The sequence below is a fragment of the Dietzia sp. 179-F 9C3 NHS genome (assembly GCF_045369825.1).
Taxonomy (GTDB): domain Bacteria; phylum Actinomycetota; class Actinomycetes; order Mycobacteriales; family Mycobacteriaceae; genus Dietzia.
In genome coordinates, this window is the sequence record NZ_JBIQES010000025.1 from 1 (window position 1) to 11,839 (window position 11,839).

Below are 11,839 nucleotides of genomic sequence, written 5' to 3' on the forward strand. Positions count from 1 at the left end.
TCTCCGGGCAGATCTGGTGACCGTCACCGGGCAGGTCTCAAGACCGCCCCTGGGCAGAACTCACTGGCCCTTGACAGCAGATCGCGCAACAGTTGCTCGTACGCCGCTTCGTGGTCTCGCCGGAAGTCAACCCAAGTCCGGCCTACTAAATAGGTGGGCTCAATAGGGTCGCCTGCCACTGTGCCGGAGTCCGGGACAACCGGGATGACCCGGTTTCCGCCCAATTTGCGATAGACGGTTGGGGAGACAATCGCCGTCTCGGTGCCGACTCCGGAAGGCATCTCGTCGCGACGGTCAGCTTTGGCGCCATAGTCGTCAGAGAGCACAACTAGTACGCGGGCCGACGGATCGGCGTACCGCTCCATGAACAGGTACAGGTCGTGGCCGAGGCTCACGTCCCACCTGTCGAGGTGGACGTCGACACCGTTTGCCCGCAAGCGGCGAGCCAGGTTAATCACCCACCCGACGTGCTCCTTACTGGCCCAAGAGTAAGAGACGAAGGCAACCGGAGGATCGGGAGTCGGAGAAGTCGGCATGCGAACACCTTGCCGAACTGCTACCCCAGACTCAATCCCCTGCGTTCACCTATGTCGCATTAGACGATCCCCTACCGCGATGCCTGTTGCTCTCTCCCCGTGTCGGGGATCGGTGCAGTTCGCCACGTTAAACCCGACCCGTGCCGGTGTAGCACGGTCGTGCAGCGCAGAAGAGGGGCGTTGACGAGGACCATGTGCGACACCCGCGGCTAGCGTGAACGGATGGCCCGCATGAACAGCCGATCACGCACTCCAGACCACCTCAACCCCGTCCATGCGGCCTACTCAGCCCGCGCGCACGAATACATCAACCTCCTCGGCCGCATCAGTTCAACCGCGCCCGAGGACCGAGACCTGGTTGACCGCTGGGCCCGCAGATGTTCAGGACGAGTAGTCGACATCGGGTGCGGCCCCGGCCACTGGACCGCCTACCTCGCCGAAGCCGGGATCAACGCAATGGGAATCGACCCAGTTGAAGAGTTCATAGACCACGCGCAGCGCACCTACCCGACCGTGCAGTTCCGCCGAGGGTCCATCGACGACCTGACCAACCTGGCCGCCCCCCTGGCCGGGCTCTTCTCGTGGTACTCCCTTATCCACCTAGACCCCAAAGAGGTGCCCACCGCCCTGACAACGATGTACCAATCAATGGCGCCGGGAGGGCAACTGCTCCTCGCGTTCTTCGACGGGGACAAGGTCGAAGAGTTCCCCCACGCCGTGGCGCCCGCCTTCACCTGGCCCCTGACAATCATGCTCGAGACCGTTCACCGAGCAGGGTTCACGATCATCCACCAGGAGCACCGACACGATCCCGGACATCGTCCCCACGCAGCACTGCTGGCCTACCGCAGTTAGGGGCGGAACGGATCTCAATGCTCCGGCCGACATTGCGGTCAGTCGCAACCGCCCCCTCTCATTTCCTCGGACACGCGAGACCACCGTCCGCCCCGAGTCCGATCCCCTCCGGCGCAGGTTGCTGCCTCTCAAGTTCGCTTTTACAACGTGAGAGGCCTAGCGATCATCTCTTGCAACAAGTTCCGCGGATGGGAAAGCGATTACGTTCAGGTCGATCGCCTCGCAGACTTAGGCGGCTGGATGGTTACTGAGGTACTCGTCAATGGCCGCTCGGATGACCGCACTCATCGGCTGCCCGGTCCGCTCGGCGTACTCCGCCAAGCGATCGCGATCGGCCTCGGTCAGCCGGACTGCGAGGGGCCGGGTCTCCTCGGTCGCGTCCCCGCGGCGCGGTCTGCCGGGCTGGTAGTCCGGCCGCACCTCGACAGAACGGTCGACCACCTCGTAGTCGCCAGCTTCTACGACATCAGCTAGCCGCTCGTAGCGCGCTTCACGGTCTCTGGCGTTACTCATGATCCCTCCCGTTGTGTTCGCTGACGGCGACTAACGCCGTCGGACAAGTCGAGCAATCCTCCGGTGGCCTCGAGTACTTCACGCGCCACCGCCGACGTCAGCAGCATCGCGTGGAACACGTGCAGCTCGTCGGCATGAACCCGGTCTGCGACCACCTCGACCAGCGGCCCACCGGCCGGGTCTCCAATCATCCGCACCAGCTGCGCGTCCGGCTCTGCGCGAGGCGCCAGCCGATAGCGGACGATCGGATGCTCGATTACCGCCCGGATCTCCGTGTCTGCGATGCCGTGCCGGCGTGCGGACGCGTAGATCACTATCTTCACCCCAAAACCGTATCACGGTTTTGGGGTGCCAGGAACACCCCCTGAACTGGACTTTCAACGCGCCGATAAGCTATCTTATGACAAGCTGGCGTCCGGGGGCGTCCTCCGGTCAACTTCAGCGGCCAGACATCCGCTGCCGTTATCCGCTGATTCTGTAGCACTGGGAAGTAAGGTTCACTGTCAGTGTGAGTGCAGGTCGGGGCGACCCATCAAATTGAGCCCCCGGTGTTGTGCGCGCATCATCCGGCGGGCAGGTCGACGGTGAACTGGGCGCCGTGGCCCGGGCCGTGACTGGTGACGCGGATGCGTCCTCCGTGTGCTTCGACGAGTGCCCGGGTGATCGCGAGGCCGATTCCACTGCCGCCGGCGGTTCGGCCTCGGGCGGGGTCGGCGCGGTAGAAGCGGTCGAAGAGGTGGTCGAGGTGCTCGGCGGCGATGCCGTCTCCGGTGTCGGAGACGGTGATGGCGACGGTTCCCGGGCCCGGGCGGTGGCTGCTGAGGGTCACGGTCCCGCCGGGTGGGGTGTGGCGCAGCGCGTTGTCGAGGAGGTTGGCCAGTGCCTGTCCGATTCGGTCGGCATCGACGGTGACGGCGACCGGGTCGATCTCACGCAGACGCAGGTGCACGCCTTTGTCGAGGTAGCGTTCGCGTGCTGCCTCGGCGGCAGTGGCTATGAGGGCGTCTGTGGTGGTCAGGGCCGGGTGCAGTCGGGTGAGGTGTTCTTCCGCGTCGGAGACGGCGACGATGTCCGCGGCGAGGCGTTCGAGACGTCGGGTGGCCGCCCACAGCACCTGCCGGGTGGTGTCGTCGAAGCTGCGCACACCGTCGTCGATGGCCTCGAGGTAGGAGTCAATGGTGGCCAGCGGGGTGCGCATCTCGTGACCGAGGTCGGCGAGCATTCGTCGTCTGGTGGCGTCGGTGGCATCCAGACGTCGGGCGAGTTCGTTGACGCTAGTGGCCAAGTCGTCGAACTCTCGGCCGAGCTTCGGGCTGGCCATCCGAGTCGCGTAGTGCCCTTGGGCGATGTCGGCGGTGGTGGTGGTGACCATGGTGACTGAGCGTTGGACTCGGTGGGTGAGGTACCAGGTCGCTGCCAGTGCCAGCAGCACCGCGATGCCCACCGCGAGTCCCCAGGCCAGGATGATCGCGACGGTAAATGCCTCTTCGACGTGGGCGGCTTGGGTGGAGTTGTGATCGATGCCGGCCTGACCGAGGTGATCATGGAAGATGCCAGGGGCCAGTGCGGAGGCGACGAGCCACGCGCTGGCTGTGCATCCGACGACCACGCTGGTCATCGCCAGCAGCAGGCGGGTGCCGAAGCTGACTCCGGCCGCGCGACGACGGGGCCGAGGCCGACCGTCGACTGTGTGCGGTGATGGGGTGGGCCTCATTGGCCTGGTCCCATGCGGTAGCCGACCCCTCTGACCGTGCGGACGTAGCGGCCCACAGCGGCGTCGTCGCCGAGTTTGCGACGCAGGTGGCCGATGTGGACGTCGACTAGGTGGTCATCGCCCACCCAGTTCGGACCCCACACTGCGGCCATCAACTGCGCGCGGGTGACGACGATCCCGGGGTCGCGGGCCAGGGCGGCGAAGATGTCGAACTCGGTGCGGGTCAGACTTACGGTGGTACCACCGACGGTGACCTCTCGCCCGGCGGTGTCGATGGTCAGCTGACCGATCGAGCGCACATGGGGTGATGCCTTTCCGCCGCCCCCGGTAGGGCCTCCTCGTGGTCGGCGCATCATCGCCTGAATCCTGGCCGAGAGCTCTCGAGGGCTGAACGGTTTGGTCATGTAGTCGTCTGCGCCCACAGACAACCCGATCAGGGTGTCGACCTCGTCGGTCCGGGCGGTGAGCATGACGATGTACGCGTCACTGTGGGTTCTGACCTGCCGGCAGACCTCGATTCCGTCCAGCCCGGGCAGTCCCAGGTCGAGAACGATCACATCCGGGGCGATGCGGCGGGCCAGGTCCACAGCATCCTGGCCGTCACCGGTGATCGTGACGACAAATCCGTCGCGCTCGAGATAGGAACCCACCAGATCGGCCAGGGGTTCTTCGTCGTCAACTACCAGCGCCCGCAACCCGGGGGAATCGGTGCGGCGCGGACGGCGGTCACCGGGGTCATCGGCAAAGGGCATGCCCGTCATCTTCGCCTCACCGGCTGGTGGCCCGTCACTGCGGTGGGGGGTCTTGATCGAATCTTCACACGATCTCCATCGAAGCTGCCGGGATGCACGGTCACGATGGCCACTGAAGTCAGACGCGGGAGGTGCATCATGGTCGGGTGGGGCGGGATGCTGCTCGGCTGCGTCGTCGTGGCCACCCTGTGGGCCTCGACGATGCTGCTGGTTACCGCGCTGTTCGGTGATCCGTCGGCGGAGTCGCAACAGTGACCGGGATGTCGCGGAGAGCATTTCTCCTCGGGTCGGCTCTGGCTGGCGCCGGGGCTTTGGGCGCGTGTGGTCGGTCCGGCCCCTCGGGGGTGCCTGTGGCGGCATCGGACCCGGTGGTGGGCGATGTCGAGGCGCAGCGCCAGCGTGCAGGTCAGCGCATCGTCGACGCCCGCTTGTCCCCTCGTCCGGTGGAGGTGGACCTGGGTGGGATCGTGGTCGCCACCTGGGCCTACACTCCTACCGTGCCGGGCCCTGTCCTGCGGGCCGGGGTCGGTGACCTGCTGCGCGTGCAGGTCGATAACCAGCTCGACGAACCGACCAGCGTGCACTGGCACGGCGTCGCCCTGCGCAACGACATGGACGGCGTGCCCGGCCTGACCCAGGAGGCGATCGAGCCAGGTGGCCGATTCACCTACGAGTTCACCGTTCCGGATGCCGGTACCCACTGGTACCACTCGCATTCTGGGCTGCAGCTCGACCGGGGCCTATACGGCCCGCTGATCATCGACGACCCGGCCGAGCCGGGGGACTTCGACCATGAATGGGTGGTCGTCGTCGATGACTGGCTCGACGGCATCGACGGCACCCCGAACGACGCGGCCCAAGCCTTGGGCATCGACACTCCGGCTACTCAAGGTCGAGCAATGGGATCGATGGGCCACGGCCGGATGCACGACGGTCCAGGACACCAGAGCATGAACTCCCGGCTGCTCGGCGCCGCCGGCGACGTCAGTTACCCGCACTTCCTGCTCAACGGGAAGGTTCCCGCCGACCCGGTCCGGTGGACCGCCAGACCGGGACAGCGGGCGAAAATCCGGTTCATCAACGCCGGCGCCGACACCTTCTTCCGCGTCGCCGTCGGCGGGCACACGATGACCGTCACCCACACCGACGGCTTTCCCACCACACCGCACCAGACAGAATCGATCCTGCTCGCCATGGGCGAGCGAGTCGACGTCCTGGTCACCTTGGCCGACGGGGCATTCCCAATCTTCGCCGAGGCTGAAGGCAAGAACGGCCACGCTTTCGCCATCGTGCGCACCGGTGCCGGCGACCTGCCCGCCGACCCCCGTCCCATCGAACTCGACCGGCCGGTGCTGCTTCCGGCAGACCTGACCCCGGCACCGGTATCGCGCCTGACAGACCGGGGTCACGACCGTTATCTCAGCGTCGACCTGGGCGGCAGCATGATGCCCTACCGCTGGACCCTCAACGGGCAGGCTCATCCCGACACCACACCGCTGGAGGTCTCCCGCGGTCAGCGCGTTCGGATGCGACTGCGCAACATGTCCGACATGGCCCACCCCATGCACCTGCACGGCCACACCTTCGCCCTCGCCGATAGCGGACTGCGCAAAGACACCGTCACCATCCGACCCATGCGCACCGCGGAGATCGAAGTCGACACCGACAACCCCGGCCAGTGGGCCCTTCACTGCCACAACGCCTACCACATGGAGGCCGGAATGATGACCACCCTGTCTTACCTGGCCTGACCTCCTACTTTGCTTATCAACCCGAAAGGCACTCCACCACCATGACCCGCACCACCATGCTGATCCCCGCCACCCTGATCGCCGCCACGCTGGCACTATCGGCCTGTACCGATAGCACCGAAGACACCCCGGCCGCGTCCATCCCGGCAACCACCACATCCACTCCCGCGACAGGCAGCGCCGCCGCCACACAGAACGAGGACACCCATGGCGGCCAAGGGGGCCACGATGGCATGGACCACCCTGCGGACGGCGGCCCGGTACCTGAAGGCATGGCGCAGGCCACCGATCCGACCTACCCGGTCGGCACCGAAGTCACGCTGACGGCCGACCACATCGAGGGCATGAACGGCGCCACCGCCACCATCGTCGGCGCCTACGACACCTACACCTACGCGATCGACTACACCCCCACCGACGGCAACAATCCCGTGCTCGACCACAAGTGGGTCGTGCAGGAAGAGCTCGAAGGCGTCGGCGATGACCGTCTCGACGATGGCACCGAAGTGACCGTCACCGCCGAGCACATGCCAGGCATGCGCGGGACAACGGCGACGATCGCGTCCTCGACCGACGAAACCGTCTATGTCGTGGACTTCGAAGCTGACGGAATGACGATGACGAACCACAAGTGGGTCGTCGAAAGCGAGATCCAGCCCGCGTCCTAGGCAACAGCAACCGCGCTGGAGGGACAGACAGACCATGAACGACCAGCACACCCACCACGGAACCGCCGAGGCCCCGGCACGCGAGCAAGCCGGTCACCACACGCACGACGAGCACTCGGTACACGAGTCTCACGGCAGGCACGAGAACCATAGTGGCCACGACCATGCAGGCCATGGCGGGCACGGTGATCATGTCGGTCAGTTCCGACGACTGTTCTGGATCACCCTCGTCCTGGCGGTCCCGGTGGTGGCGTTCAACGACATGTTCGCCCACCTCATCGGCTACGACCTGCCCGAGGCCCGGTGGGTCTGGTGGGTCTCCCCCGCCCTGGGCACCGTGGTCTACCTCTGGGGCGGCAGGCCGTTCCTGACCGGGGCCGTGTCCGAGATCCGCGCTCGCCAGCCCGGCATGATGCTGCTCATCGGCCTGGCGATCACCGTGGCGTTCACCGCCTCCTGGGGCGCGAGCCTGGGCGTGCTCGATCACGCGCTGAACTTCTGGTGGGAACTGGCCCTGCTGGTGGTCATCATGCTGCTGGGCCACTGGATCGAGATGCGCTCGCTGGCGCAGACCACCTCCGCACTGGATTCACTGGCGGCGCTGCTGCCGGATGAGGCCGAGAAGGTCGACGGCGAGAACGTCATCACCGTCGCCCCGGCCGAGCTTCAGGTCGGGGACGTGGTGATCGTCCGCCCCGGGGCGTCGGTACCCGCCGACGGCAAGATCATCGACGGCTCGGCCAGCATGGACGAATCCATGGTCACCGGCGAATCCCAGACGGTCCGCCGCGATACCGGCGACCACGTCGTCGCCGGCACGGTCGCCACCGACTCGGGCCTGCGCGTCGAGGTCACCGCCATCGGTGAGGACACCGCGCTGGCCGGGATTCAGAAACTGGTCACCGACGCACAGGCCTCGTCCTCTCGCGCCCAGCGCCTCGCCGACACCGCCGCCGGATGGCTGTTCTGGTTCGCCCTCGCCTCAGCCGTGATCACCGCCGCCGTCTGGAGCGTGCTCGGCCTGCCCGACGCGGCGGTGGTGCGCACGGTCACCGTGCTGGTCATCGCCTGCCCCCACGCTCTCGGCCTGGCGATCCCGCTCGTGGTGTCGATCGCCACCGAACGCGCCGCCCGCGGCGGCGTATTGATCAAGGACCGACTCGCGCTCGAGTCGATGCGCACCATCGACGCCGTCCTGTTCGACAAGACCGGCACCCTGACCAAGGGCGAACCCACCATCACCGGAATCAAAGCGATAGACGGGCACACCGAGAACGAGGTGCTCGCCCTGGCCGCCGCAGCCGAAAGCGACAGCGAACACCCTCTCGCCAGAGCCGTCGTCGGGGCCGCACGGGCCCAGGACCTCACCGTGTCGACGGCGACCGACTTCTCCTCCTCCCCGGCCGTGGGCGTGAGGGCCACGGTGGGCGGCACCGTGGTCGAAGTCGGCGGCCCCTACCTGCTCGATCAGCACGAACGCGATGAACTGCCCGTCGCCGACCAGTGGCGCGACGAGGGCGCGATCATCCTGCACGTCCTCGCCGACGGCCGGGTGATCGGCGCACTGCGGCTGGCCGACGAGATCCGGCCCGAATCCCGCGCGGCCGTCGACGCCCTGCACGACGCCGGAGCTCTCGTCGTCATGATCACCGGCGACGCGAAAGCCGTGGCCGACACCGTCGCCGCCGACCTCGGCATCGACCGCGTCTTCGCCGGGGTCCGGCCCGAAGACAAGGCCGCCAAGGTCGCGGAACTGCAGTCCGAAGGCAAGAAGGTCGCCATGGTCGGCGACGGGGTCAACGACGCCCCCGCCCTGGCCCAAGCCGACGTGGGCATCGCCATCGGCGCCGGCACCGATGTGGCGATCGGCTCCGCCGGGGTCATCCTGGCCTCATCAGACCCCAGATCAGTGCTGTCGGTCATCGAACTGTCCCGGGCGAGCTACCGCAAGATGAAGCAGAACCTGTGGTGGGCGGCCGGCTACAACCTCGCCGCCGTGCCGCTGGCCGCAGGTGTCCTCACCCCGATCGGGTTCGTACTGCCCATGAGCGTCGGCGCCGTCCTCATGTCCGCCTCCACCGTCGTCGTAGCTCTCAACGCCCAACTCCTACGACGCCTCGACCTGCGCCCTGAAAACCTCACCACAACCAGGAAGCGAGAGCACCGAGGATGATCACCACCCACCCCACACGGCGACGAACCGCGATCGCCCTTCTCGCTGCCGGCGCCCTGGCCCTGGCCGGCTGCTCAACCGGCAGCAGCGTCGACTCTGAAACCGCCTCATCTCCAGCATCCCTGGAGACCTACGGGCTCGCCGGGCTCGACGCCCCCGAGATCATCGACACACTCGACGCTATGCCGGTCGCCGACCGGCCAGACGATCTCATCGCCTCGGTGCACCCCACTGAACTGGTCCTGACCAGCGGCGGCGAGAACCTCGCCACGCTGCCCACCCAAGAAGATGGGTTCTACCTCTCGGTAGCGCCTTACGAAAACAGAACCCACTCCTGCCACTTCCACAGCCTGACCACCTGCCTCGGCGAAATGCCAGGCGAACAGGTGCACGTCACCATCACCAACAACGCCACCGGTGACACTCTCCTCGACGAGCCGCGAACCACCTACGACAACGGTTTCCTCGGGCTCTGGCTACCGCGAGACATCTCAGCCACGCTCACCATCGACCACGACGGCAGAACGGCCACGGCTCCGATCTCCACCGGGGACCAGGACCTCACCTGCCTAACCACTATGCAACTCGCCTGACACCCCTCCTCGCGCCAGTAAGGCCACCGACGCGGCAACCACCTGGCAGGAAGGTAGTGCGCCTCAGCATGGACCACAGCACGCAGTCCCAAGACAAGCTCACTCTCACCGGATCCGTCGCACTGGGAACCGGGGTCATGATCGGCGCCGGCATCTTCGCCCTCGTGGGCCAGGTCGCCGAACTGGCCGGCGGCTGGGTGCCATGGGCGTTTTTCGCCGGCGCGATAGTGGTGGCGTTCAGCTCCTACTCCTACATCCGGTACTCGGCCACCAACCCGTCCTCGGGCGGGATCGCGATGCTGCTCAAAGCCGCCTACGGGCCCGGGGTGGTCGCCGGCACGTTCTCCCTGTTCATGTACGTGTCGATGATCCTCGCTGAGTCCCTGCTGGGGCGGACCTTCGGCACCTACGTGCTGCAGCCATTCGGAATGCAGGACTCCTCCCTGTGGGTGCCCGTACTGGCGGTGCTCGCCATCGCCGCAGCCGCTCTGGTGAACCTGGTGGGCAACCAGTGGGTCGAGCGCTCAGCCACCGCTACCGCGGCGCTCAAGATCGTGGGCATCGCGGTGCTGGCGATCGGCGGCATCATGGCCGCGGGCGTGTCCTCGCTGGGCCGGCTGTTCACCGTCGCCGACCGCACCCCACCGGGCCACGGTTGGTGGGGATTTCTGGCCGGCGTGACCCTGTGCATCTTGGCCTACAAGGGCTTCACCACGATCACCAACCAGGGTGCGGACCTGCGGGCCCCGGAGCGCAATATCGGCCGCTCCATCATGATCTCCATCGCCCTGTGCACCGTCCTCTATCTGTTGATTACCGTCGCAGTGACCGCCAGCCTGACCGTGCCGCAGATCATCGGGGCCCGCGACTACGCCCTCGCCGAGGCGGCAGAGCCGATGTTCGGATCCTGGGGCGTGACGCTGACCGTGGCCATCGCGGTGGTCGCGACGCTGTCCGGACTCATCGCGAGCCTGTTCTCAGTGTCCAAGCTCTACGACATGCTCCGCGACATGGGCCAGGTGCCGGGACTGCCCGGAGCCGGCGGACACCAGTCGCTCTACATCACAGCCGGCCTGGCGATCCTCATGGCGGCCTTCTTCGACCTGTCACAGATCGCCTCCCTGGGGGCGATCCTGTACCTAGCCATGGACATCGCCATCCACTACGGGATCGTCCGACACCTCAAGGACGACGTCAATGCCAAGGCGTGGATCCCGTGGGTCGCGATCGTCCTCGACGTCGCAGTGCTCGTACCCTTCCTCCTGCTCAAGGCGCAGTCCGACCCACTCACGCTGGGCATCACCGCGATCGTGGCCCTAGTCATCATCACAGCGCAGTGGATCACCGTGCGTCACCGCTCCGCACAATGATCCGCCCTTCTGCGAAAAGCCGATACAACGGGTATTGGACGCTTGTTATTACAAAGATTCTGCGAAGGTCGAACCGAGGGACTGTAGCCAGTTCTGCGCATCAGTAGCATCGGCGTTAGCTGGGCGCCTCCAGCGACGACTCGGAGAAGAAGGGAACACATCGATGTCTCACATCACTTCAATGATCGAAACCCACCCCAACGACGCTTCCGGCATAGACGTGCAGAAGCTTGCCGACTGCATCGCCGCGTGTCTCGAATGCGCACAGACTTGCACCTCGTGCGCTGACGCCTGCCTGGCCGAAGAGATGGTCGCAGACCTACGGAACTGCATTCGCCTCAACCTTGACTGCGCCGATCTCTGCGCAACCACTGGCAAAATCCTCAGCCGTCGCACCGGGCAGAACCTCGCCACGGTCAAGACCACGCTCGAGGCATGCCGGACAGCATGCGCAGAATGTGCCACCGAGTGTAAGAAGCACGAGGACATGCACGAGCATTGTCGAGTCTGCGCCGAAGCCTGCCGCAAATGCGAACAGGCCTGCACCGAACTCCTGTCCGCGATCAGCTAACGATCAATGCCCGGTCTGGTCGGTCGTACGACAATCGACCAGGCTGGGCCACCCGCCGATATCCAGACGTTATGTAAAGTGAACGATGCCGAGTTGTAGATTGTGCGAACTCGGCCCCTCCCCGAACTGCCCCTCGCCCGTAGTGTCCGACAGGCCGCGTGACCTGCGCGTGAACAGGTGCCGGGCCAGCGCTTCCGCCCTTGTGGGACCGTGACCGCCAGCCGATGGCTGGATGGTGGCGGCGCTGCTACCTGCGGCCTCTTGTCGCGATTCGCATTTCATGCGACACTTTCGCACAACACGCGAGCCATTTTTGGGCGGTGCGAGATGTCGCAGCAGGATC

General features: G+C 66.1%; 12 protein-coding genes. 7 read left to right on the top strand and 5 right to left on the bottom strand.

Translation table 11 applies throughout. From position 1 onward, the window contains the following. Positions 1-23 precede the first annotated feature (23 nt). Positions 24-536 (bottom strand): toll/interleukin-1 receptor domain-containing protein, encoded by a 513-nt coding sequence (locus tag ACH0BZ_RS16010; protein WP_406899720.1) that lies wholly within the window; start codon positions 534-536, stop codon positions 24-26. A 222-nt stretch (positions 537-758) separates the two neighbouring features. On the opposite strand from ACH0BZ_RS16010, the gene ACH0BZ_RS16015 reads away from it, so the two are divergent. Beyond that, on the top strand, positions 759-1,391 hold the full coding sequence (locus ACH0BZ_RS16015; protein WP_406899721.1) for a class I SAM-dependent methyltransferase: 633 nt from the start codon (positions 759-761) through the stop codon (positions 1,389-1,391). A 228-nt stretch (positions 1,392-1,619) separates the two neighbouring features. Here the strand turns inward: ACH0BZ_RS16015 and ACH0BZ_RS16020 are convergent, their stop codons facing one another. The 4 genes from ACH0BZ_RS16020 to ACH0BZ_RS16035 all read right to left on the bottom strand — a co-directional run bounded on the left by ACH0BZ_RS16020 (position 1,620) and on the right by ACH0BZ_RS16035 (position 4,370). Then, positions 1,620-1,904 (bottom strand): ribbon-helix-helix protein, CopG family, encoded by a 285-nt coding sequence (locus tag ACH0BZ_RS16020; protein ID WP_406899722.1) that lies wholly within the window; start codon positions 1,902-1,904, stop codon positions 1,620-1,622. Beyond that, positions 1,901-2,227, bottom strand: a complete 327-nt coding sequence (locus tag ACH0BZ_RS16025; protein ID WP_406899723.1) for a hypothetical protein — start codon at positions 2,225-2,227, stop codon at positions 1,901-1,903. The genes ACH0BZ_RS16020 and ACH0BZ_RS16025 overlap by 4 nt, the downstream gene beginning before the upstream one ends. Before the next feature lie 239 nt (positions 2,228-2,466). Next, a complete protein-coding gene (locus ACH0BZ_RS16030; RefSeq protein WP_406899724.1) occupies positions 2,467-3,522 on the bottom strand; it encodes a sensor histidine kinase in 1,056 nt (351 codons plus the stop codon). Positions 3,523-3,614: 92 nt separating this feature from the next. After that, the gene (locus tag ACH0BZ_RS16035) at positions 3,615-4,370 is read right to left on the bottom strand and encodes a response regulator (protein WP_406899725.1); all 756 of its coding nucleotides are present in this window, start codon (positions 4,368-4,370) and stop codon (positions 3,615-3,617) included. Positions 4,371-4,630: 260 nt separating this feature from the next. Here ACH0BZ_RS16035 and ACH0BZ_RS16040 point away from each other — a divergent pair, with 260 nt between their 5' ends. From ACH0BZ_RS16040 to ACH0BZ_RS16065, 6 genes are all read left to right on the top strand, one after another. Next, entirely contained in the window at positions 4,631-6,121 is a 1,491-nt protein-coding gene (locus ACH0BZ_RS16040; protein ID WP_406899731.1) for a multicopper oxidase family protein, read from the top strand. A 41-nt stretch (positions 6,122-6,162) separates the two neighbouring features. Next, the gene (locus tag ACH0BZ_RS16045; RefSeq protein WP_406899726.1) at positions 6,163-6,789 is read left to right on the top strand and encodes a YdhK family protein; all 627 of its coding nucleotides are present in this window, start codon (positions 6,163-6,165) and stop codon (positions 6,787-6,789) included. A 34-nt stretch (positions 6,790-6,823) separates the two neighbouring features. After that, positions 6,824-8,962, top strand: a complete 2,139-nt coding sequence (locus ACH0BZ_RS16050) for a heavy metal translocating P-type ATPase (RefSeq protein WP_406899728.1) — start codon at positions 6,824-6,826, stop codon at positions 8,960-8,962. Continuing rightward, positions 8,959-9,555: a CueP family metal-binding protein gene (locus ACH0BZ_RS16055; RefSeq protein ID WP_406899729.1), complete on the top strand. Its 597-nt coding sequence runs from the start codon at positions 8,959-8,961 to the stop codon at positions 9,553-9,555. The genes ACH0BZ_RS16050 and ACH0BZ_RS16055 overlap by 4 nt, the downstream gene beginning before the upstream one ends. 68 nt (positions 9,556-9,623) lie before the next feature. Then, a complete protein-coding gene (locus ACH0BZ_RS16060; protein WP_406899730.1) occupies positions 9,624-10,925 on the top strand; it encodes an APC family permease in 1,302 nt (433 codons plus the stop codon). Between the two features lie 181 nt (positions 10,926-11,106). Continuing rightward, positions 11,107-11,496: a four-helix bundle copper-binding protein gene (locus ACH0BZ_RS16065; protein ID WP_228549190.1), complete on the top strand. Its 390-nt coding sequence runs from the start codon at positions 11,107-11,109 to the stop codon at positions 11,494-11,496. The last annotated feature ends 343 nt before the right edge of the window (positions 11,497-11,839 follow it).